The following is a 20679-nucleotide window of genomic DNA, read 5'->3' on the forward strand; positions in this document are numbered from 1 at the left end:
TTTCCAATAAAAAAGGCAGGAGCCTGCTCGGCCCCTACCTACGGATTTACTCCATTATTGAAAATGGGTTACCTTATTGACCTCACCAATTAAGCTTGCCATTTAGCAGCAGTGCCCGCAACTCGGCTAGCTCCCGAATGTGCACCTCGTTGTACTGGTCGAGCTTCTTGAGCAGCTCAGCCCGAACACACGCCCCGGCATCCTGGGTCGCCTCCGTAAGCTGAAGCTTACTGACAAGGCTGTTATTCTCGCTCAGTATCCAGTTCAGGTTATAGCCCTCCTTTTCATAGAGGGCCATCACTTTCAGCCAGTTCTCAATCTGCCCGCCCTTGCCGTTTTCCATCCGATGAATGATGTTTTGGGTTAGGCCGGTCCGTTGAGCTACCCGCGCCTGGCTCCAGGCGTGTTCCCCCTGGAACCGGCCTAGCTCCTCCCGGATTGCGACCAGTCGCTTACCGACCCGCGCCGTCATAGGGTGCTCCGTAGGGCCACTGGTCTTATCCTTTGTCATTGTTATTCGTTCTTTTTCTTGATGAGGTGCTGCAAGTTCGGGTCATTCCCAATCCTGATTAGCTCCCGCTGGCAAAGCTCCTTCACATCGGTTTTAATCCGATTAAAGTTAGCCTTTATCATTTCTTCGGCTTCATCCTCCCCGGTGGCCGGGTTAATGAAGCTGGTAATGTCCGGGATGGGCTGGTAGTTTTTGGCCTCGGCCGTCACGGCTTTCACGTCCACCTGAATCTTGGCGTGAAATACCTTCTGGTCGATTTCCTCCCCGAAGTTATCCGCTACGGCGCCCACGAAATTACCTTGGGTCAGGTTGGCAATGGTGCTGGGCGGAATCATGCTGTCCATCTGCGTGGATAAGCTGGTGCTTGTCTCGCGCATGTTGATGCTCAGGCTCTGGCGCTGCTGCAGGATTTTGCCGAACCGTTCGCTCAGCCACTTGCCACTATTACCGGACACCTGGCCACTGAAAACGTTGCCTACCGTGTTCTTAATTACTTCGGCCTCCTTCTGGCCGTAGTCGCGCTCAAGCTGGGAGAAGTCCTGAAAGCCCAGGCAGGTACTCACCTTGTTACTACGAGCCGTAGCAATGAGATTGTCGAGACCTTTGAAGTAGATGGTTGGCAGCTCGTCAATGATGATGGAGGATTTGCGCATGCCCTTCTTGTTGACCAGCTTCACGAGGCGGGCATTGTAGAGCCCCAACGCGGCCCCATAGATGGCCTGCCGCTCGGGGTTGTTACCTACACAAAGCACCTTGGGTTCCTCGTTGCTGTTGATGTCGAGCGTGAAATCATTGCCCGACATAACCCAATACAGCTGCGGGCTGGCCAGTCGGCCTAGTGGAATCCGGGCGCTGGCAATCTGGCCTTCCAGCTGCTCAATCGCGTCCTTCTGGAACGCCGACACGAAGGGCTTGACCAGGTTTTCAATCTCGGGGTATGAAGCCAGCACCGGGAAAATCTCCTCGTAGTCGCGGCTCAGGAACTCAATCACGTGGGGGAAGGTGCAGTACTTGCCCTTCTCAAACAGGCGCAGAAACCAGATGATAGCGGCCACAAAGTTTATCGGGCTCTCCACAAAGAAGTCCCCCTGCTTGCTTATCCAGCTTTTGTTAAGGTTGAGCATGATGGTCGAGGCGCTTTCGTAGGCGTCTACAATGTCCGTCATCATCTCCGGCAGCAGCGGATTGCAGCGGTGGCTTTTGCGCGGGTTATCGAAATTGATAACGTAGAAGCCCACCGGCTTATCGAACTTGTCCTGGTGCTTCAGTAGCTCATTGTAGCAGATGCGGCTCAGGTCGTCAAACTTGTAGTCGTAGATGTACATGCAGAAGCCCTTAGCCAGGTGCTGGCGGATGAACTCGTTGATGACCGCGAAGCTCTTGCCGCTGCCCGGGGTGCCGAGCACCATCGTGGCCCGGAAGGGATTTACCACGTTTAGCCAGCCCTTATGCATCTTTCCGCGCAGCTGGTAAGTGGTGCGCAGGTTCACCGAGTACTCATTTTCCATCAGGCGTTCCTCCTGCGGGAAGCTCTCGTTGTCCTTATTGAAAATGTCTTTCATCAGGTTGTTATTAAACAACCGGCTCAGCCAGGCCCCAGCGCTCAACAGCAGCAGAAACCCGCCGCTGACGGCCGCCACGTAGATGATGGTAGCCAGCCCTGGGCTCATGCTCATAGAGCGTACCACATCGGACCCAAACAGCAGCGCAACGCCTATCACGGCATAGCCTAGAATCGTCTTGCCTTGCAGCTTTTCATCAGCACGCCCCTTGGTGCCAAGGCAGCTCAGCAGCAGAAAGACCGCTGCCATTGCCTTGCTTATCCAGCTAGCCTTGAACAGAAAGGTGTTCCGGGTGAAGTTGCCCATTATCGTCTCAATGACTTTATGGCTCCATCCCATAGACTTGAAGTAGCCGAAACAGAAGTAGTAGATGTTCACAACCAGGAGCGCAATGGCGAGTAGGCGCATGAACTCCATTATCTTCTTTAGTCCTTTTTCATCTTCCATTGCTGGGTAATGGGTGTAGGTTGATAGGTAGAAAAATACAGTTTAGAGGCGTGGGCCCCGTTTTTTCGGTTCTGGGATGGGCTGCCTGGGCACGGGGGCTACTTGCTGCTGCACCTGGGCCGGGGTTGGAGCGGCTTGGAATGCCTCGCGCAGCTCGGCCCCTTTAAAGCCGACTTCCTGGCCCTTTACGGCTACTCCGTTCAGTTCAAAGCTCACCCCGCGTAGTACTCCCCCTTTGTCGTGGGTGTAGCGTACGGCTATCTGCTGCCGCCGGAGCTGTTCCTGGAACCACGACTCCCCTCCCCTACCCTGCTCAGTCAACAGGCGCTGCACGGCCTCCCGGATGGCCTCCCGCGCTAACTCCTTACTCGGGTCCACGTCCTTGATGCTCTGCCGGCGCTCCGGTAGCGGCTGCATCCCGAGTTCTTCGCTTATCTGCTTCGTGATAGCTGGCTGCCGGTAGAAGTTGTTGCTCGTGCGCAGGGCGGGGCCTCCATCGAGGGGAACCCGGTTCAGGTAGATGTGGACGTGGGCATGCTGCTTATCCTTGTGCTCATAAACGACTACCTGGTGCCGCGCCACGGGAGCGCCCATCAGCTCACAATACCGCTTCACGGCCGCAACCTTTTGCGCTTCGGTTACCACCTCTCCTGCCTTCCATGAGAGCACGGTATGCCACACTGGTTTCTGTATGCGCCTGCTCTCGGAAGCTACGCTTTGCATCTGCTGGGCCATGAGCTGCGGTGTGGCTCCCACCAGGTTTGAAATGTATAAGGGCTGTACTTCACCCGGCTCTTTTGCTTTGCCTTTTCGCAAGCCGGCACCGTAGGTCAGGGCTCCTTCAAAGTCGCTGCCAGTAACTGTCTTTGCTATCATGCCAGGAAGCCAAGGATTGTAGACAGGGCCTGCTTTAGCTGGGCTTCGTGGCTGTGAAACGGCTTGCCGGAATGAGCCATCCGGGCAATCTGATTTAGGTTGTTTCCAATCCCGACAAGCTGACGCCTTACTTCCAATGGAAGCTTCTCTCTTATCTCGGTGCCCTGGCCCAAGTCCCGCAGGTATGCGGATACGCTTTTGTATCCGGCCTGACCAGCCTTCAATTCAATAGCCTTTTTCTCATCCTCCGAAACGCGAACGGGTATCATCTTGTCGCGGGCGGGTTCCTTTGCTTCGGTCGCGTTATCGACAGTCATTCTCTGTTTTGTAGACTAGTTGAGCCTAAGTACGGCAAATTCAGTTTTAAGGCTACTTTTTAGGTCGTCTGCTTTAGCAAGCCAAGCCAAGTGAGCCTGCGAACCTGGCGGTGCCATTGTATGATGCAAACGAAGTTTGTATATACAATGGCATGGCTTGCTGGACGAAAGAACGAGCTAAAAGAACGGGGGCGTTGAACGATTCCAGAACGAGGCTAGGACTAAGCTAGAATGAGGCTTTGACGCTTTGATACTTTGAGGCTATGAGGCTCATCCACCAATCTCAATTAGGCTTCTGATTAGGAGGGAAGGGCTATGCTACTTGGATGAAAGGTGAGTGCTATAGGCAGTGGTTTTTTGAGGCTGTGAGGCTATGATACTTTGAGGCTATGACGCTGTGATAACGCGAGGCTTTGAGGCTGAATCTACACTGGTTGATACCCGTACTAAAAACCACGAGCCACACTTGATACTTTGAGGCCTTGAGGCGAATGAGCTTTGGGGTTTTGGCTATTTGAGGCCGCGGTACTTTGAGGCTTAGAGGCTGTGATGTTTTGAGGCCCTGAGCCTATGACCCAAAGATTTTTTGAGTCTATGATACTTTGAGGCTAAGAGGCTGTGATAACGAGAGGCTATGAGGCCTTGATATTATGGGGCGCAACCTCAAAGTTTCTTTGAGGCTATGAGGCTTTGAGGTTTCGTAGTTCCGTCTATCTTTGTTTATCCCCTAACTAAAAAACTGACCCATGAGCGAACCAATAGTAATTGCCTTTGCCACCCAAAAAGGGGGTGCGGGCAAGTCCACCATCGGCGTACACGTTGCCTCAGCCCTGGCCTATGTCTATGGCTACAAGGTGGCTGTTTTGGACTGTGACTATCCCCAAAACACTGTCCAGGTATACCGCAACAACGAGTTACAGAAAATCAAGACGGACGAGTCGTTCAGTAACCGACTGCTCAATCAGGGAATCACTCCCTACCCGGTCAGCATATCGAGCGTGGAAAAGGCGGTAGATTCCATTGAGGCCCTGGAAAAGCAGGGCTTCGATTTCATTTTGGTAGATACACCTGGTACTATCAACATCACCGGCCTGCCCGAATTGCTTCGCATGGTGCAGTACATTTTCCTGCCGATGGAAGCCGACCAAGGCACCGTAGCATCTACGGTGGGCTACATGCAGGTTTTGGCGAGCTTCCTAAAGTCAGCTCAACCAGACCCCGACGAATCCAACCTACTCGGGTACTACGCCTTCTGGAATCGCTATGTAAAAGCGGAGAAAAAAGCCACTTACGACAACATAGAGAGCTTTTTCAAGGAAAAGGGCTTGCCCTTGCTGCAAAGCCGGGTAGAACTGCTGATTGGCTACAAAGAGAAGCGTTCGACGCTCTTCGCGCTTCCTGAGCGTGAACTGGAAAAGCTGGGTCTGGGCAAGCTGATAATGGAAATCCTCTATATCGTCCTGGGGCCTGGTAAAACAACACCCTCCGGCAAAGCCATTGAGATGCCGGCTATCAATGCAGTCGAGGCCGCGGCTTCGGATGATTCGCTTTAACACCTAGTGCACGCACACCCTCTAAAAGCCCTACAGACCCATGGCCAAACCTAAACCAAAAAGCGACGAGGAGAAGAAAGCCGCGCTTTCTCAAATGCTCAGCTTAGCCGAAACCACAAATCACCTCACCAACGCGGGACCTGCAGCAGCACCAGCAGGGTCGGAGAGTGGCCAGCAGGCATCACCCACGCCGGCACCCACCTCGGATAATCAGGAACAAAAGGGAGAAAATGTTTCGGTGGCACCGACCCCTGAAGCCGCAGTTCCGGCTGCCTCTGAGCCGGCGACTAGCCCTGCGCCGGAAGTCCCTGCGCCGGAACCCACGGCTTTGACGCCGGCGCCGGTGCCAACACCCGAACCTGAACCGAAAGCACCCGCACCAGCGGCGGCTGCCGCAACTAAAGACAACGACTCGGCCGTAGAACCGTCGCCAGGGGCTATACCTGACTCAGTGACTACCGTAGAGGTGGGGGCAGTGGAGTTGGCGTCGCTTTTCAAGCCCTCAGCCGACAAAAAGGTATTTACCATGCGGCTGACAGATGCCCATTACCAATATCTCCTCCTGCTGGGCACCATCGTAGGCAATGGGGCATCCGCGCCCGATATCGTGCATAACATCATCGAGCACTTCATCGACAAAAACGACCAACAGATACAAAAGGCCATCGCGAAGCAGCTGCGACAACGCCAGGCCAAAAAGTAAAACCCAACCTTTCATTTCCTTTCCAAAATGCTTAATCAGTATACCTGGGGTGACTTTGCCCTTTTTGTCCTGGTAGTGGTCACCCTCTACTACTTGGTGGTCGGCTTCCTGTATTACCGGCAAGAATTGACAGATTTCTTAACCCGGAAGGGTAGGGGAGGGGCACAACTCGCCGGGGTGGGGGCTGCCTCTGCAGCCTCAGTTCCTCCTTCGCTGGTCCGTACTCAGTCAGCCTTTGTTGTAGCTACCCCTACCGCAACGGAATCGAAAGCCGACGTAGAAACCCCGGAAGTAGAGGACGGCGCTGCTTCAAACCTGCCTGATGGCCAGGAGGTAGCGGAAGTAACCGGGTCGCTGCCGGATTCTACGGCAGCAGCTACCGGCCTGGATGATGGTGAGTCCGCCGCGGTGCCAATGGATTCAGCTGGTGGAGCGGAAACAGAAACCGACACAGCCGCCGAATACGACGAGCAGCGCACAGAGGAACTGGACGAGGTAGATACCGAACTGGCAGCCCGGGCACGGCAACTAGCCGCTCAGATGCCGGTCGAGGAAACCAATGGGGAGGAGGAAGGCGTTATTGAAAAAAACAATAACGAAATAGTCGATATTGAAACCATCAGTACCTTCAGTCACGTAGAGGCCGAGACAGCTTATGAGCATGGCTCTTCAACCACTGGAGACTTGCTCTATGAGTTTCAGGAACCCATCGGTTCAACCGCCGATGTATTACCTGCTGCTGAACAGCTCTTTTCGGCTACTTCAGTGGTGGACTTCATCGCTCAGGCGCGAGCTGGCAACCGGCCAGCTGGACCAGTTGCATTGAATGAAACTTCCCTGGCTACGCTAATTGCAGACAAGGTTTCAGCAAGCAATCAGGAATTGAATGCCCTGTTCGGAGAAGACGAATCGTAGCGCTTCCTTTTCCCTTCCTACCAACACCATCTTCCTTTCCATCTTCTATGAAAAACCAACGCACTGTTCGCACCCTTTCTACCGCCATACTATTACTGGCTACCCACGTAATGTATGGTCAGGGCGGCAACGGCACGGCTGGCATCCAAGATGCTACGACGCAAGTAACAAGCTACTTTGAGCCGCTAACCAATCTGATGTATGCCATTGGCGCGGTACTGGGCCTGGTAGGGGCCATAAAGGTGTACAGCAAGTGGAACTCGGGCGACCAGGACACGCAGAAAACGGCCGTGTCGTGGTTTGGCTCGATGATTTTCCTGGTTATCGTGGCTACGGTCATCCGCTCGTTCTTCCTGTAGCCCTGGGCTATGCCTGCCTATGACCTAAACCGGGGCATTAACAAGCCCGTCGAATTCAAGGGGCTGGTGGGAAGCAACATCTACTTCCTGGTGGCTGGCATCGGCCTGACGTTCGTTCTGTTCGTGGCCATGTACCTGGCCGGCGTTCCGCTAGTGATTACGATGCTGGTAACCTTCGCCGTGGGCGGGGGAATGTGGGCTGGGGTATTTGCCCTCAACCGCAAGTATGGGGAGCACGGCCTGATGAAAGCCAGTGCTCGGCGCTCATCGCCCAAGTTCATTACGAACCGGCAGAGTCGCTTATTCCAACATCTCAACGAGGACCGGACCGGGCGCGCATAGCGCCCGGTTTTGGTTACTCTCTACCGCATGAGCAACAAAGTTCTGCCTTCCGTTTCCCTGGAATCCAAGCAGCCCATCTACAAGGTTGAAAAGGACTGCCTCATCTCGAAGAACGCCGATGTTACGGTAGCCTTTCGGCTGGACCTGCCCGAAATCTTCACCCTCTCGCGGGAAGATTACGCGCAGCTGCAGTCGGCCTTTGTCAAGGCCGTGCGCCTGTTGCCGGACCACTCCGTAGTGCACAAGCAGGACTGGTACGTGGAAGACAAATACGCACCAGGCTTCGAGGCGGAAAGAACGTTGCTCTCGGCGTCCTACGAGCGCCATTTCAACGAGCGGCCCTTCCTCAACCACTTTTGCTACATCTACATCACCAAGTGCGCTTCGGAGCGTCCGGATTGGGGAAGTGCCTCGGGTCTGCTGGCCCGGCGCAACATCGTGCCCAAGGAAATGCTGGACCCGAAGGAGCTGGAGGCTTTCTTTGACAGCGTAGGTCAATTCGTGCGGACCCTGGAAGGAGTGGGGCCAACCAATGCGCCCTACATCAAGTCGCATCGGCTCACGTCCGACGAGCTAGCCGGCACCGAGCAGGCGGCGGGGCTGCTGGAAAAGTACCTGGCGCTGGACCTGTCCGACCAGGCCGTACAAGTAGACCTGGACCTGACCGAAGGGCTGAAGGTGGGCGCGGAGATATGCAACATGTTCTCGGTCGCTAACTTGGATGATTTACCCATTGGCGTAGAAACGGATATTCGCTACGAGCAATACAGCACCGAACAATCGGACTTTCCCATCAGCTTTGCCGCGCCTCTGGGGCTACTGCTGGGGGCCAACCACATCCTGAACCAGTATGTGTTCCTGGATAACACGGCCAAGACCGTGAAGATGTTTGAGCAGAAGAAGGACCGGCTCAACTCGCTCTCGCTCTACTCGCGGCAAAACGCCATCAACTTCGAGTACTACAACTCCTTCCTCAACGAGTTGATTGCGACCAAGCGCCGCCCGGCGCGGGTGCACTGCAACGTGCTCACCTGGGGCCAGAATGAGGACCAGCTGACGGAGGTTCGCAAGCTGGTGAACGCCGCCTTCAACGCCATGAACTGCAAGCCGCGGCAAAACACCGTGGACATTGCCGCGCTCTATTGGGGCGGCATCCCGGGCAACGCCGGCGACTTCCCCTCGGAAGAGACCTTTTACACCTTCATCGAGCAGGCTGTTTGCTTCTGGGCCAGCGAGACCAACTACCGCTCCACGGGCGCCACGAAGGGCATCAAGCTCTCCGACCGCCTCACCGGCAAACCGGTGCTGGTCGATATCTCGGATGAGCCGATGAAGAAGCAAATCATCTTCAACCGCAACAAGTTTGTGCTCGGCCCCTCGGGCTCGGGCAAGTCGTTTTTCACCAACCACATGGTACGCCAGTATTACGAGCAGGGCGCGCACGTCCTGCTGGTCGATACCGGCAACTCCTACAAAGGGCTATGTGAGTTGGTGGGCGGCGTATACTTCACCTATGAGGAAGATGACCCCATCGCCTTCAACCCCTTCCTGATTTCCGGCAAGCTCGACGTCGAGAAAAAGGAATCCATCAAAACGCTGCTGCAGGCGCTTTGGAAGAAAGACGACGAAAGCGTGAGCCAGTCGGAGTACGTCTCGCTCTCTACGGCCGTGAGCACCTACTACGTGATGCTGGAAGCCAACCCGGCTGTTAAGCCTAGCTTCAACTCGTTTTACGAGTACGTGAAAGGCCCTTATCGCAAGCTGCTGGAAGAAGACAAGGTCCGGGAGAAAGATTTCGACATCGACAACTTCATCTATGTCCTGAAGCCTTATTACCGGGGCGGAGAGTACGACTACCTGCTCAACTCGGAAAAGGAGCTGGATTTGGTGAACGCGCCTTTCATCGTTTTCGAGCTGGACAACATCAAGGACCACCCCATCCTGTTCCCGGTGGTCACGCTCATCATCATGGAAACCTTCATTTCCAAGATGCGGAAGTTGAAAGGCATCCGCAAGATGATTCTGATTGAGGAAGCCTGGAAGGCCCTCACCACGCCGGGTATGGCCGCCTACATCAAGTATCTGTTCAAAACGGTGCGGAAGTTCTTTGGGGAAGCCATCGTGGTCACCCAGGAGATAGATGACATCATCGGCAACGAGATTGTCAAGGATGCCATCATCAACAACTCGGACTGCAAGATTCTGCTCGACCAGCGCAAGTTCATCAACCGCTTCGATGAGATACAGGCGCTGCTCTCCCTGACGCCCAAGGAAAAGGACCTGGTGCTGAGCATCAACCGGGACAACAAGTCTACGCGGGGCCGCTACACCGAGGTATTCATCAGCCTGGGCGGGGTCGTATCGAAGGTCTACGCCATCGAGGTGTCGAAGGAGGAATACGTGACCTACACCACCGAGGAAACCGAAAAGGTGAAGCTTTTCGAGAAGTTCAAACAGACCGGGGACATGCCCACGGCCATCAAGTTGTTTGCCGCCGACCTCCGCGAAGGCCGGGCGTAAGTCTCACTTCAACAAAAGGGGAAAAACATGAAAACGAAAGTCACCATCCTTGGCCTAGCTGTCCTGTGCCTGAGTGCCGGCGAAGCCTCCGCGCAGCTCGTCGTAACCGCCCCGGTGCTGGAAGTCCAGTCGGGCGTACAGACCGGCCTACAGAACACCATGAAAGGCCTTTCCAAAGCGGCCAATGTGCTGGTGAAAGCCGGCGTGAAGGAGCAGGAGTTGACCAAAGTCTTCTCGGAGAAAAACCTGCAGTTGGCCAAGACCTGGTACGACGGGCTGCTGCAGGTCAGCTCGGCCGTTCGGAATTACCGGCGCGTTCAATCTGTGTTTGAGAAGCAGGGAAAAATCATCCAGACGTACTCAACTGCCATCGAAACGCTGCGGCAGTCGCGCTATGTGCAGCCGGAACAGCTCTCGCTCATGACGGCGACCTACACCAAGATGCTGACCGAAAGCGCTAACACGCTTTCTGACCTGCAAACCATCGTGAGCCCGGCCATGCTCAAAATGACGGATGCCGAGCGGATGCGCTTCATCGATAAGCTGGACACCAAAATATCCGACCAGTTGGGTCTAATCCAATATTACACGGAACGCAATTTCGTGCAGATGCACATGGCTGAGCAAAAGGCGCAGGACACGCAGGCACTCAACGCCTTCATGGGTGCCCGCTAGTCCTGTTTACTCCTTACCTCTCTCTACTGCCATGAAAGCAACTACTAAGATATTCGCCCTGGGCCTGGCCCTACTTGCCGCTCCGTCTTATGCCCAATCGGTTATCTCGGCCCCCATTGCGGAAAGCCAATCCCGTAAGCAGGTCGTTCACCAAGGCGTTTCTACCACCCTGCTGGGGCAAGGCAAACTGCTGGCCAACGACATGAAAGTGGTCAGCGGCAAGATTAAGGGCATCATTGACAAAACACAGCAGCTGCACGACCAATGGTATAGTAGCCTGCTGCAAATCAGTGCCGGGGTCCGCAACTATCGCCGGGTACGCGAGATTTACACGCACCAAAGCGAGATGATTAACCAGTTCGCTACCGCTATCCCGGAACTGCGGACCAAGCAGCTCTCGCCCGCGCAGCTTAGCGAAGCCTCAACGGTGTACCAGGCGCTTTTGCAAGAGAACGTAGCCTTGCTGGGGGAGCTGTCCGGGGTGCTCAGTGCCAGCCGAGCCAAAATGACGGACCCGGAGCGAATCGAGTTCATCGACAACATCGCGGACCGCATCGCCAGGCAGCACCACTTGATGAACTACTTCAGCAACAAGTGCCGGGCCATCGCGCAGCACCAGGCCCAGCAGGTGCAGGACCGCGAAGCCATGAGTGCCTTTATGACTGCCCGCTAAGAGCGCAGTCCTTCGTCCACCTATCGCCTTTTGTGTTATGAAAACCTCCCTTATCCTGGGGCTTGGGATACTATTGGCTGGCTGCGGCTCGGACGCAACAACCAGCACGGCAACAACGACGGCTCCGGCCGTTACTGCTTCTGCAGCCAGTGCCAACCCGGACCCCCGCGTAGATACCGTTCGCCAGCAGCACCAGCGGCTGCTCAGCATCCAACAAGAATACCTGGTGCAGCTCGGCCAACTTAAAGGCAACGAGAAGTTGAGCCCGAAACGGGTGCAAAAGTCCAAAGAGGACTACACCTACTTCATCGGACAAAGCCAGGCCAATCTTACCGCCCTCGACCAACTCGACCCTTCCAAAGCCCAAGACCCGGCACAAGTCGCCCTGGTCGGGGAAATAGCCGAAAAGCAGGCCAGCGTGCTGAACCTGGCCAAGAAAAAGCTGGCTGGCATCCACAACGAGCATTACCTGCCCCAATAGGCCCGTTCTGGCCCTTTTACCCCCATCCTGAATTCTCCTTTCTCTCCAATGGACCCTACCGCTATTGATTTGAACATGGCGGCTTATGAGCAAAAGCTCGAAGCCATTTACACGGAAATGCTCACGTTTACCTCCCTGTTTATCAACCTGGGCCGCGCCGTTGGGGGCATTGGAGCCCTGTTGTTCATCAGCAGCCGGGTATGGGGCAACATTGCCCGGGCTGAACCCATCGACTTGTTTCCCCTGCTCAGGCCGTTTGCTATCGGCTTGGCTATCCTGCTGTTCGTGCCCCTGTGCGGAGCGCTGCGGGGCATAACCATGGCCGTGGCGCACGGCACCGATGACATACGGATGGGACAGATAGCCGAAGTCAACCGGCTCACCGCTACCCGGGACCAATTAGCCGCCGACGCCAAAGCCAAGTCGGATATGGCCATCAACGAGGAATATGAGAAGGAGCTAGGCAAGCTTGGGGCGCTGGACGTTGGCCGCAAAGCCAGCCTGGCCTTTAACCAAGTGCAGTACTCAGTGGGCCAGAATTTCCGGGAGTGGACCAAATCCATCCTGGAGCTGGGCGCCCTGGCGGCGAAGCTGGCCATCAGCCTTATCTCCACCTTCCTGCTGGTGCTGCTTAGCGTCGCCGGACCGCTGGCCTTCGGCATTGCCATCATCCCCGGCTTTGGGGGCGGGCTGATGAAGTGGTTCGGCTACTTCCTCACCATTTCCCTGTGGGTGCCCGTCGCGAACATCTACGCGGCGGTACTGGCGCATGTGCAGGTAACCATGCTCAATGAGAACATCCGGCAGTTGCAGGCAGGCGGCAGTGTGGAGTCGGCCGACATCGCCTACCTGTGTATGCTCGTGCTGGCTATCGTGGGCTACATTTTTGTTCCCAAAGCAGCGGATATGCTCATTGACGGCTCGGGCGTGGGTAACGCGGCCACCTCGTTCATTACGACCACGACGGCTACGACGGCGGCCGTTGCCGGTGCTGCGGGTGGTGCGGGCGTTCGGACCGGCGCGGATGTACTCGGCGCTGGGGTAGGGGCTGGTCAGGGAATACTCGGCCGGGCAGGTGCCGGCGAGAATGCGACGCGGGGAGAAGCCTTTGGTCAGCGGGCGGGCGCTTACGTGCGGGACCGGCTTACGCCCCGCAAGCAAAGCTAACCGGGGCAGCTCTACCCTTCACCTCAAATTCAGACCTACATGTTTGCTTCCCTTAAAACCATCGACTCTGCTTTTCAGCAGGTCAAAACGCTGGCCTTGATTTTCATTGTCGCGGTGCTGCTGCTGGCCGGCACCATTGCCTACTTCGCGTTCAAAACGACCAACGCGGCAGCGAACCGCATCTACGTGTTGGAGAACGGCCAGCTGCTCACCGCCGGCGCGCAGGATGCGCGGGCCAACCGGCCCGTCGAGGCCCGCAGCCACGTCACCCGGTTTCATGAGTTGTTCTTCACCCTGGACCCGGACCAGAAGGCCATCAACAACAACGTCAACAAGGCCCTGTACCTGGCGGACAACTCGGCGAAGAAGCAGTACGAGAACTTCAAAGAGAAGGGCTTTTACAACGACCTGATAGCGGCCAATATCAGCCTGGAAACGACTGTGGACAGCGTGGTAGTAAGCGGCTCGCGGCCCCTCACCGCCCGCTGCTTCTCGCATCAGCGCGTTATCCGGGCTACGTCGATAACCAACCGCAATCTCATTTCGGAGTGCTCGCTGCGCGACGTGACGCGCTCGGAGAACAATCCCCACGGCTTCCTGATGGAAAACTGGCGGGTGCTGCAAAACAAAGACCTGAATACTACCCCCCGCTAGTACCTATTCTCATGGCAACACCTGCTAAACCACACGACGCGCAATTCTTACGAACCCGTAAAATGGCGACCTTCCTACCCATCGTAGGGGTACCGTTTATGGCGGTCATGTTCTTCCTGGGTGGCGGTGGCAAAGGCACCCCGGCTGAAGCGCAAAACGTCGAATCCGGCTTTAATACCGAACTACCGACTGCTGAAAAGGCTACGATAACGGATAGTAAGCTGGAAGCCTACGCCAGCCCGGTTGACTCCATGCGCAACCGGGGCCTGGTTGATTCCAGGATTGATACCGCGTCGGGTGGAGGGCTTTCCTATGGCATCCAGGCCGACGGGAAAGCCGGCCCGAACGGCTCGGTTGATAATTCGGTCGCCGCGGCCCAAGCGCAGCTCATTGCCGCGCAGCAGGCCCAATTGAACGGGGGCAACACCACCGTGCAGGCGGCCACGCAACCGGGCTTCCTTACCCCAGAAGAAAAGATGGAACTGATGCGGACGGAGCACGAGCGGGAATTAGCGGAGGCGCGGGCACAGGCGCAAATGGCTACGCTTATGGCGCAGTCGAATGCAGCCAGTGCCGGTGCAGCCCCTCGCACGGTGGCCGCAGCCCCCAAAAAGAAAAAGCCGGTCACCAAGGTGCGGGCCATTGACGAGGACGCGGTGGTGTCGCGGCTGGGCTCAAATGGTACCGGCCGGAAGCGCACGGCTTCATTCCAGGGCTTTGATTCGGAAGGCAACGCGGGCACGGAAGCCAACACCCTGCCGGCGGTCATCCACGAATCGCAGGAGGTCGTTTCGGGCTCCCTGGTGAAGATGCGCCTAACGGAACCGGCCGTCATCAACGGACACAAGCTGCCGGCCAACACCTTTATCTACGGCAAGTGCAGCCTGGCCGGCGAACGCCTCAGCATTGCCATTGAAACGCTCAAATCCGGCAACAACGTGTTCCCTGCCTCGCTGGAAGTGTACGACGTGGACGGCCTGGAAGGGCTGCACATTCCCGGCGCTATCACGCGGGACGCGGCCAAACAGGCCGGCGCAAACAGCATGGACGCGGCCGATATGATGACGATGAGTGCCGACCCGGCAATGGCCGCGGCGGGGGTGGCGGTTAGTGCCGCCAAAGGCCTCGGCAAAAACAAGATTCGGATGGTGAAAGTCCGCCTGAAGGCCGGCTACAATATCATGCTCAAAGTGGACAAAGAATAACTCTTCCTTATGAAAACGACCTCCTGTCTGGCGCTGGCCCTGGTGCTGCTCACCGTTCGCCCCACTAGTGCGGTGGCTCAAACTACCGCGTCATCTCAGAAGCTACCCAATGCGACCGAAGCCACTAAGCTACCCACCTTGCCACTTTATGTGAGCGACCAGAAAACGACCCACCTGGTCTTTCCCAGTCCGGTTACCTATGTCGATTTGGGCAGTACCGGCCTGATTGCCGCCAAGGCAACCGGCTCGGAAAACATCGTGCGCGTAAAGGCCGCCAGCGCGGGTTTTGGGGAAACCAACATGACTGTGCTAACGACGGGCGGTAAGCTCTACTCGTTTGTGGTGAATTACCAGCGGAGCCCGCGCATGGTGGGCATAGACCTGGGCACGGCCAATGGCAGCGCCGATAAGGGCAGACTGCCGACTACAGCGCTGTATGTGAGCGACCAGAAAACAACCCACTTGGTCTTTCCTTACCCGGTTACCTATGTGGACCTGGGCAACTCGGGCATCATCGCGGCCAAGGCCACCGGCGCGGAGAATATCGTGCGCGTGAAAGCAGCGGGCACCCGCTTCCCCGAGACTAACATCACGGTGCTTACCTCGAACGGCAAGTTGTATATGTTCACGGTGAACTATCAGCACGACCCCAAGGTGCTCAGCCTCGACATGGGCGCGGCCTCTTCGCAGGTTACGAGCAGCGAATCAGGGGAGGCCATCCTGTCGAACTCGCCCATTCCCCAAGGCAACCTGGATGCCTACTCCAAACAGGCGCTGGCACGGGGCGGCTCGTCGGCCGGCGAAAGCAAAAACCAACTTACCGTTAAATGCGGCGACGTTGGCTACAAGCAAGAAACGCTGTTCTTCCCCCTGCACATTGCCAACAAGTCGAACGTGACCTATGACGTCGACTTCGTGAAGTTCTACATTCAGGATAAGAAAGTAGCCAAGCGCACGGCGGAGCAAGCCATTGAAATTACCCCTATCTACGTCTATAACGGCTCCCAAAAGAAGATTGACGTAAAAGGCAAACTGGAACAGGTGTACGTCTTTAAGAAGTTTACCATCCCGAACCAAAAGCAGCTCATCATCGAAGTTTACGAGAAGGGGGGCGGGCGTAACGTCAAGCTCCACCTCGCTAATTCAGACCTGCTCAAAGCCCGCACGTTCCAGTAAGCTGTTCGCGCCTCTCTTTTCATCAAACCGCTCCCTAGCCCATGAAAAGCACTCAATCACCCCGATTAGCAGCGTTGATGGCTACGCTGTTTGAGAATCCTAGCCCTAATTATGCTTTGGTGGCAATGATGGCCTTGGTCGCTGGAGCTACGGTGGTTTTCGGGGGTAACCTTGTGCCAGGCATAGCTACGCACAGTGTCATGCTGCTGTCCCTGCTGGCCACGTCGCGTCTGTTCAATGCGGGCTGGCTGCGTGCATTCTGGTATCTGACTATGGGCCTGATTGTCTTGGCACTGGTGCTCGATGTGGCAGTGCTGATGGTAGCGGGTCAGGGTGATGCGTTGTAGAAAAACGTCTTCAGACCATGCCTAACTACCAGCAAGGCTACGAGGATGGCCGCTCCGCTCAGCGCTACTCTATCCAAACCTCCCGCCAGCTCGGGAAAGGCTTGGGCGCCCTTATTGCTTGGGCATTTATTGCGGGTACTCGGGTTACAGTTGAAGCCCTGGTAGCGGCTCCCTTTCTAATTCTCGGCTTTATTGTAATGGCTCCGATGGATTTCCTAGGTCCAATGCTTGGCATTGTGCGCCTGACCGGCATCGTCCTGGTGGCTTTCCTGGCTTTTGCGGGGCTCTACTGGCTCAAAGGGTGCGTAGTGGCATTGCGGCACCGACAGGGGCGGCTCTGGCTGCTGCCCTTCTCACTGTGCGTGTGTGTGGCTTGCGTGCTACCGGGCTGGTTGGTTCGTTCACTTGTCATCAGCTCGTTTCCCACTGCTGGCCCGCTGTGGGGATGGGGACTGGGCCTAGCCTTTGCCCTGTTTGCTTTCGGCCGTTACCGTTTCACGGAGCATAGCGCTCCAGACTTGATGGACTGGTCGTATAGCCACGGCTATCGGTGGACCAATAAGTAAGTAGTGCTTCTGCTTTAACCCAATTTAGGCCCTCGGCGCTTCGGCTCGGGGGCTTTTTGTAATTTGGGAGTGGACGGGGTAGGCAATGCATCCTCCCCCTTAAGTTCATTTAGCGGCATGCCCTGCTGCACCGTCACACCTGGCTGCTGCTGGGTGAGTTGGGTCCGGAACGCCTGCACGGCCTGGCCGACTGCTTGGGAGTAGCGCAGGAGGATGGCCTTATCAGATAACTGCGCCGCAGGGGAAGCGGCAACGACTACGTAGGGCTTCTGCAATTCATCAAGCGTGGCTTGCTCGGTGAGGGCTGGGGGACGGGCCATCACGGCGGCCTGCACATAAGTAAGCAGCGGGGACATAATCACTGCCCCATTGGCGTCCTTTAAGGGAGCCCCGGTTTCCTGGGCGTGACGGATGCCTACTCGCTGGCTGCTGGCCTTCAACTCGCGCAGGGCCTCTAACTGGGCTACCTCCAATGTGGGAGCGCTCAGGGGGCGGGCCTGACTTGGATGGCGGGCGGCTTTGGCTGCGGCACCGGGCAGTTCAATAGTGGCTGCATCGAGCAGGTAGCGTAAGCGGGTCTGGTTTTCGTGGACGCTGGTCGAGATGCCCACTATGCCGGTATCCCGGGCAAGGTTGAACTCCTTATACACCTTCTGGAAATCGAGGCGGTACCCGGCCTGGTGGCCTAGCTGCATCAATACCGCCTGCATCGTGCGGCCGTTGCCCTCGCGGAAGGCGTGCACATGGTTGAGGTGGTCGAGATAGTACGCGGCCCGTTCCACGAACTGCGACTTGGATAGTCCTTTCAAGTTGTTTTCAGCATGAAGCTGCGCGCTGATGGCGCCCACGTCGCAGCCAATGCGGCGGTGGTTGGCGTAGGTCATCATGTGGTCGGCCTGTATGTTCATCGCAGGCTTATAGCCCTGAAACCCCCGGTCCTGGCGGGTTTCGCCGGCCCACGGATACACGTCGTGGAATAAGTAGCGGTGCATAGCCCGCAAGTGCTGCTCGTCAAACGTGAGCGGGATAGGAGGGATGGCGTAGGCCGGGCCAACCATGGGCGCTACTGGCTGCCGGGGGGCTGCCAAACCAACCTGTGCCCGAACAAACATCAGCCGCATTATCGACAAGTCGGCTTCCAGACGGTCGAGCTGTGTCTCGCTGGTTGCGCGGACGTTGTTATAAAGCAGGCCATCGGCCGGGTTGGTAAAGAGGTCAGGCATGAATAGCGAGTAGCAAAAAGCCCGGCAGGGAGCCAGGCTTAATGGGGGTGAGCGTTACTGCAGCTGATAAGCGAAGCGGAATAGCAGCTGCCATGCGATGGGGGTTAGAGGCTAACGATGCGTTCCTCAAAGTGCAAATACGGGCTGTACTCGTGCGCGGGCTCCACCTGGGGGCCTTCGCCGGGGGCGTACTTGGCCAAAGGGTCAGGACCTGGTGCCGGGGCGTACTCGGCATCGAGGACGGCCGATAACTGCTCCAGGTCAATCTCCCCGGCGATGTAGCGGTTCTGCAACTCCACAAGTTGCGCCGAAGGGTGCCGGTTCTGGCTCATGGACACACCGACGGCGAACTTTACTACGTCGCGGCGCTGCTGCTCGGTGCGCTCGTTGTCGGAGAAATACGGGGTCTTTTCCATACTACAAGATACGTAATTGGGCTAGAAACGGGGGCCTCGGCGGCGCTGTTTGTCTGCTGGGGGAGTAGCAGGGGAAAGTGGGGGAGTGGGCAGCTTTTTCAAGCTGGGGTGGTCGAGGGCCGGCGTATCAAAGGAGCGGCGAACCTTCAGCAACTCGGCGATTTCCTGGCCTCGCTGCTGCTGTTCCGGGGTGCCTTTCAGCAGCTGCCCCACGCGGCTCTCAAAGACCCGGGCTACGGCTTCTTTCACGCCCTGGTCGGGCTGCTTCTGCTGCTCGGCCAGCTTCATCCAATCCAAGCAGTGCTCCCGGTCAATGCACGGCATGATGCCGCTCAGCTTGAGTAAGGGATTCTCACCGCCTAACAGTTGGTCGCGGGGGATGGCAATAAAGAACTGCTTACCGACGCCCTCGCCCCAATGCAGATTGTTACGGGTATGGCCTTCGCCAAACTCGGCCGGCTGGGCTACCTGCACCTGCTCGGCCCTCAGTTCCCGCTGCAACTGGTAAAGCGCAACGTTCTGGCTATAGAGATGGGGGCTGTCCGGGTCCGGGCGGTAGGGGCCAACCTGCAACGCTTCGGCCAGACCCCGCGCCTGCACCTGGTCTTTCTCGGTCAGGTACTTCATCAGCGTTTCCGCGTCGGTGAAGTAAACGCTGGCCGTGCTCGTGCTCTTTTTGATTACGTCGGCATCCCGAAAGTCGAATTGCACCAACATCTTGCCGGCCGGCAGTCCTTTCTTGGGGTGCTCCCACTGGTCCACTCCGGGGTAAAGGGCATTGCCCTGGTCGGTCATCGCCTGGCGAGCGGCAGTACCGGCTGGGGGAATCTTTACGCTCACTCCTTATGCCTCAAATGAGAACTTGCGGGCAGGCTGGTTGGGGATGGCTTGGGCAATCCGCACAAAGTGACGGCTGTCGTGCAAGCCATCTACCGAAAGCTTGATAGTGGGCGGGAAAACAAAGTGCTCCTGCAACAACGCCACGTCGAGGGGCTGGGTAAAGCCGTAGGTACCCAAACCGTCGCGGTTGACCTGGAATGCGTCGCCGGCTGCCGGCGTGTTGCCCTGGGCCTTCAGAAAGTCGATGACGGGCAGGAGGTGGTCCGTGTCGGTGCCGTTCGGCGCGTCCTGCTTAATAACGGTTTTAGTCAGGGCCTGGCTCATAGCTAACGTCGGCTGATTGGCGGGCAAGTTAAGAATTGGCTGGGGCTTCTGCCGCTGCTGTTGCCGGCGCTTTAGCGCGGAGGAGGAAAGGGAAAGGCTCACGGCAGGGCAAGAATGTTATGCTTGAGCCGGTTCCCAGAATACGCGCACATTGGCCACGGAAGTCCGCTGGCGGGCCAGGGCCAGGTCATAGCGCTCCTGGACGGTCAGCCAAAACTCGGCCGTGGTGTTTCGGAATGCCGCGGCCAGACGCAAGGCCATTTCCGGCGTCACGCCTTGGCGCTTGTTGAGAATGGCCGACAAGGTTTTGCGGGTGGTGCACAAACCCTCGGCTACTTCTTCCAACGTCAGTTTTTCCCCGGTTTCTTCGCGCAACCCCTCAATGGTTTCGCGAATCAAATCGCCGGGGTGGGAAGGATTGAACATGGGCATGATTAGGGTGTCTTTCTTAACTAGTGGTGTCAATGATAATCGAGGTAGTCAACGTCTACGGCATCCTCGCCCTCGAAGCGAAAGATGATTTTCCAGTTGGCTTTGATTTTAACCGAGTAGAAGTCCTTGCGGTCGCCCTTCAACTGGTGATAGTCGGAGCCGGGCGTGTTCATTTCCTCGGGACGCTTCACCGCATCCAAGCGGGTGAGAACGTTGGTAATTCGTACTAAATGGTCTGCGGGCAACTTGGAAGCGTCGCCTTTTTCGTAAAGCAGCTTAAGCGGTTTGCTTTGAAAGGAAAGTATCATGGACTACTCTGGTGTTTTTTAAATTAATCTTTATCATCCTATTAGGGGTTATTGGTGGTTGGTTTCAGGGTTATAACGCAAATGTAA

At 56.6% G+C, this 20679-nt stretch carries 25 protein-coding genes; 15 read left to right on the forward strand and 10 right to left on the reverse strand.

Features of this window, described 5'->3' with window-relative positions:
* Positions 1–82: 82 nt before the first annotated feature.
* From MTP16_RS24845 to MTP16_RS24860, 4 genes are all read right to left on the reverse strand, one after another.
* Positions 83–343, reverse strand: a complete 261-nt coding sequence (locus tag MTP16_RS24845) for a hypothetical protein (RefSeq protein WP_243520864.1) — start codon at positions 341–343, stop codon at positions 83–85.
* A gap of 170 nt (positions 344–513) precedes the next feature.
* The gene (gene mobC / locus MTP16_RS24850) at positions 514–2520 is read right to left on the reverse strand and encodes a conjugal transfer protein MobC (protein WP_243520865.1); all 2007 of its coding nucleotides are present in this window, start codon (positions 2518–2520) and stop codon (positions 514–516) included.
* A gap of 42 nt (positions 2521–2562) precedes the next feature.
* Positions 2563–3396: a relaxase/mobilization nuclease domain-containing protein gene (locus MTP16_RS24855; protein ID WP_262922687.1), complete on the reverse strand. Its 834-nt coding sequence runs from the start codon at positions 3394–3396 to the stop codon at positions 2563–2565.
* On the reverse strand, positions 3393–3713 hold the full coding sequence (locus MTP16_RS24860; protein WP_243520867.1) for a plasmid mobilization protein: 321 nt from the start codon (positions 3711–3713) through the stop codon (positions 3393–3395). The genes MTP16_RS24855 and MTP16_RS24860 overlap by 4 nt, the downstream gene beginning before the upstream one ends.
* 746 nt (positions 3714–4459) lie before the next feature.
* On the opposite strand from MTP16_RS24860, the gene MTP16_RS24865 reads away from it, so the two are divergent.
* From MTP16_RS24865 to MTP16_RS24935, 15 genes are all read left to right on the forward strand, one after another.
* Positions 4460–5266 carry a ParA family protein gene (locus MTP16_RS24865; protein ID WP_138082082.1) on the forward strand — a complete coding sequence of 269 codons (807 nt, stop codon included), beginning with the start codon at positions 4460–4462 and terminating at the stop codon, positions 5264–5266.
* A gap of 40 nt (positions 5267–5306) precedes the next feature.
* A complete protein-coding gene (locus MTP16_RS25970) occupies positions 5307–5969 on the forward strand; it encodes a hypothetical protein (RefSeq protein ID WP_262922688.1) in 663 nt (220 codons plus the stop codon).
* Between the two features lie 27 nt (positions 5970–5996).
* On the forward strand, positions 5997–6884 hold the full coding sequence (locus MTP16_RS24875; RefSeq protein ID WP_243520869.1) for a hypothetical protein: 888 nt from the start codon (positions 5997–5999) through the stop codon (positions 6882–6884).
* 47 nt (positions 6885–6931) lie between these two features.
* Positions 6932–7243, forward strand: coding sequence for a DUF4134 domain-containing protein (locus MTP16_RS24880; RefSeq protein ID WP_138082088.1), 312 nt, complete (start codon positions 6932–6934; stop codon positions 7241–7243).
* 9 nt (positions 7244–7252) lie between these two features.
* A complete protein-coding gene (locus MTP16_RS24885) occupies positions 7253–7585 on the forward strand; it encodes a DUF4133 domain-containing protein (RefSeq protein WP_138082090.1) in 333 nt (110 codons plus the stop codon).
* Between the two features lie 27 nt (positions 7586–7612).
* On the forward strand, positions 7613–10105 hold the full coding sequence (locus MTP16_RS24890) for a TraG family conjugative transposon ATPase (RefSeq protein WP_243520871.1): 2493 nt from the start codon (positions 7613–7615) through the stop codon (positions 10103–10105).
* Between the two features lie 27 nt (positions 10106–10132).
* On the forward strand, positions 10133–10780 hold the full coding sequence (locus tag MTP16_RS24895) for a hypothetical protein (RefSeq protein WP_243520873.1): 648 nt from the start codon (positions 10133–10135) through the stop codon (positions 10778–10780).
* A gap of 31 nt (positions 10781–10811) precedes the next feature.
* Complete coding sequence (locus tag MTP16_RS24900) at positions 10812–11453, forward strand: hypothetical protein (RefSeq protein ID WP_243520875.1); 642 nt, start codon at positions 10812–10814, stop codon at positions 11451–11453.
* A 37-nt stretch (positions 11454–11490) separates the two neighbouring features.
* Positions 11491–11934: a hypothetical protein gene (locus tag MTP16_RS24905; protein WP_243520877.1), complete on the forward strand. Its 444-nt coding sequence runs from the start codon at positions 11491–11493 to the stop codon at positions 11932–11934.
* Between the two features lie 48 nt (positions 11935–11982).
* Positions 11983–13101 (forward strand): hypothetical protein, encoded by a 1119-nt coding sequence (locus tag MTP16_RS24910; RefSeq protein WP_138082100.1) that lies wholly within the window; start codon positions 11983–11985, stop codon positions 13099–13101.
* A gap of 39 nt (positions 13102–13140) precedes the next feature.
* Positions 13141–13755 carry a conjugative transposon protein TraK gene (gene traK, locus MTP16_RS24915; RefSeq protein ID WP_243520879.1) on the forward strand — a complete coding sequence of 205 codons (615 nt, stop codon included), beginning with the start codon at positions 13141–13143 and terminating at the stop codon, positions 13753–13755.
* Positions 13756–13817: 62 nt separating this feature from the next.
* Positions 13818–14960 carry a conjugative transposon protein TraM gene (gene traM, locus MTP16_RS24920; protein ID WP_243520881.1) on the forward strand — a complete coding sequence of 381 codons (1143 nt, stop codon included), beginning with the start codon at positions 13818–13820 and terminating at the stop codon, positions 14958–14960.
* Between the two features lie 9 nt (positions 14961–14969).
* Positions 14970–16136: a conjugative transposon protein TraN gene (gene traN / locus MTP16_RS24925; protein ID WP_243520883.1), complete on the forward strand. Its 1167-nt coding sequence runs from the start codon at positions 14970–14972 to the stop codon at positions 16134–16136.
* Positions 16137–16177: 41 nt separating this feature from the next.
* Positions 16178–16483 carry a hypothetical protein gene (locus tag MTP16_RS24930; protein ID WP_243520885.1) on the forward strand — a complete coding sequence of 102 codons (306 nt, stop codon included), beginning with the start codon at positions 16178–16180 and terminating at the stop codon, positions 16481–16483.
* A 17-nt stretch (positions 16484–16500) separates the two neighbouring features.
* Positions 16501–17049, forward strand: a complete 549-nt coding sequence (locus MTP16_RS24935) for a hypothetical protein (RefSeq protein WP_243520887.1) — start codon at positions 16501–16503, stop codon at positions 17047–17049.
* A 14-nt stretch (positions 17050–17063) separates the two neighbouring features.
* Here MTP16_RS24935 and MTP16_RS24940 read toward each other — a convergent pair whose 3' ends face one another.
* From MTP16_RS24940 to MTP16_RS24965, 6 genes are all read right to left on the reverse strand, one after another.
* Complete coding sequence (locus MTP16_RS24940) at positions 17064–18272, reverse strand: Fic/DOC family protein (protein ID WP_243520889.1); 1209 nt, start codon at positions 18270–18272, stop codon at positions 17064–17066.
* Between the two features lie 104 nt (positions 18273–18376).
* Positions 18377–18688, reverse strand: a complete 312-nt coding sequence (locus MTP16_RS24945) for an antitoxin VbhA family protein (RefSeq protein WP_138081925.1) — start codon at positions 18686–18688, stop codon at positions 18377–18379.
* 21 nt (positions 18689–18709) lie between these two features.
* Entirely contained in the window at positions 18710–19528 is an 819-nt protein-coding gene (locus MTP16_RS24950; protein WP_243520891.1) for a hypothetical protein, read from the reverse strand.
* 3 nt (positions 19529–19531) lie between these two features.
* On the reverse strand, positions 19532–19852 hold the full coding sequence (locus MTP16_RS24955; RefSeq protein ID WP_243520893.1) for a hypothetical protein: 321 nt from the start codon (positions 19850–19852) through the stop codon (positions 19532–19534).
* 117 nt (positions 19853–19969) lie between these two features.
* Positions 19970–20278, reverse strand: a complete 309-nt coding sequence (locus tag MTP16_RS24960) for a HigA family addiction module antitoxin (protein ID WP_243520895.1) — start codon at positions 20276–20278, stop codon at positions 19970–19972.
* Between the two features lie 35 nt (positions 20279–20313).
* Positions 20314–20592 (reverse strand): type II toxin-antitoxin system RelE/ParE family toxin, encoded by a 279-nt coding sequence (locus MTP16_RS24965; protein ID WP_243520897.1) that lies wholly within the window; start codon positions 20590–20592, stop codon positions 20314–20316.
* Between the last annotated feature and the right edge of the window lie 87 nt (positions 20593–20679).

Origin of the sequence: Hymenobacter monticola, assembly GCF_022811645.1 — a bacterium.
In the GTDB taxonomy this organism is placed as follows: domain Bacteria; phylum Bacteroidota; class Bacteroidia; order Cytophagales; family Hymenobacteraceae; genus Hymenobacter; species Hymenobacter monticola.

Coding starts and splice junctions, on each gene's coding strand:
- MTP16_RS24845 (WP_243520864.1), bottom strand. CDS start 343: ATGGAAAACGGCAAGGGCGGGCAGATTGAGAACTGGCTGAAAGTGATG.
- mobC (WP_243520865.1), bottom strand. CDS start 2,520: ATGGAAGATGAAAAAGGACTAAAGAAGATAATGGAGTTCATGCGCCTA.
- MTP16_RS24855 (WP_262922687.1), bottom strand. CDS start 3,396: ATGATAGCAAAGACAGTTACTGGCAGCGACTTTGAAGGAGCCCTGACC.
- MTP16_RS24860 (WP_243520867.1), bottom strand. CDS start 3,713: ATGACTGTCGATAACGCGACCGAAGCAAAGGAACCCGCCCGCGACAAG.
- MTP16_RS24865 (WP_138082082.1), top strand. CDS start 4,460: ATGAGCGAACCAATAGTAATTGCCTTTGCCACCCAAAAAGGGGGTGCG.
- MTP16_RS25970 (WP_262922688.1), top strand. CDS start 5,307: ATGGCCAAACCTAAACCAAAAAGCGACGAGGAGAAGAAAGCCGCGCTT.
- MTP16_RS24875 (WP_243520869.1), top strand. CDS start 5,997: ATGCTTAATCAGTATACCTGGGGTGACTTTGCCCTTTTTGTCCTGGTA.
- MTP16_RS24880 (WP_138082088.1), top strand. CDS start 6,932: ATGAAAAACCAACGCACTGTTCGCACCCTTTCTACCGCCATACTATTA.
- MTP16_RS24885 (WP_138082090.1), top strand. CDS start 7,253: ATGCCTGCCTATGACCTAAACCGGGGCATTAACAAGCCCGTCGAATTC.
- MTP16_RS24890 (WP_243520871.1), top strand. CDS start 7,613: ATGAGCAACAAAGTTCTGCCTTCCGTTTCCCTGGAATCCAAGCAGCCC.
- MTP16_RS24895 (WP_243520873.1), top strand. CDS start 10,133: ATGAAAACGAAAGTCACCATCCTTGGCCTAGCTGTCCTGTGCCTGAGT.
- MTP16_RS24900 (WP_243520875.1), top strand. CDS start 10,812: ATGAAAGCAACTACTAAGATATTCGCCCTGGGCCTGGCCCTACTTGCC.
- MTP16_RS24905 (WP_243520877.1), top strand. CDS start 11,491: ATGAAAACCTCCCTTATCCTGGGGCTTGGGATACTATTGGCTGGCTGC.
- MTP16_RS24910 (WP_138082100.1), top strand. CDS start 11,983: ATGGACCCTACCGCTATTGATTTGAACATGGCGGCTTATGAGCAAAAG.
- traK (WP_243520879.1), top strand. CDS start 13,141: ATGTTTGCTTCCCTTAAAACCATCGACTCTGCTTTTCAGCAGGTCAAA.
- traM (WP_243520881.1), top strand. CDS start 13,818: ATGGCGACCTTCCTACCCATCGTAGGGGTACCGTTTATGGCGGTCATG.
- traN (WP_243520883.1), top strand. CDS start 14,970: ATGAAAACGACCTCCTGTCTGGCGCTGGCCCTGGTGCTGCTCACCGTT.
- MTP16_RS24930 (WP_243520885.1), top strand. CDS start 16,178: ATGAAAAGCACTCAATCACCCCGATTAGCAGCGTTGATGGCTACGCTG.
- MTP16_RS24935 (WP_243520887.1), top strand. CDS start 16,501: ATGCCTAACTACCAGCAAGGCTACGAGGATGGCCGCTCCGCTCAGCGC.
- MTP16_RS24940 (WP_243520889.1), bottom strand. CDS start 18,272: ATGCCTGACCTCTTTACCAACCCGGCCGATGGCCTGCTTTATAACAAC.
- MTP16_RS24945 (WP_138081925.1), bottom strand. CDS start 18,688: ATGGAAAAGACCCCGTATTTCTCCGACAACGAGCGCACCGAGCAGCAG.
- MTP16_RS24955 (WP_243520893.1), bottom strand. CDS start 19,852: ATGAGCCAGGCCCTGACTAAAACCGTTATTAAGCAGGACGCGCCGAAC.
- MTP16_RS24960 (WP_243520895.1), bottom strand. CDS start 20,278: ATGTTCAATCCTTCCCACCCCGGCGATTTGATTCGCGAAACCATTGAG.
- MTP16_RS24965 (WP_243520897.1), bottom strand. CDS start 20,592: ATGATACTTTCCTTTCAAAGCAAACCGCTTAAGCTGCTTTACGAAAAA.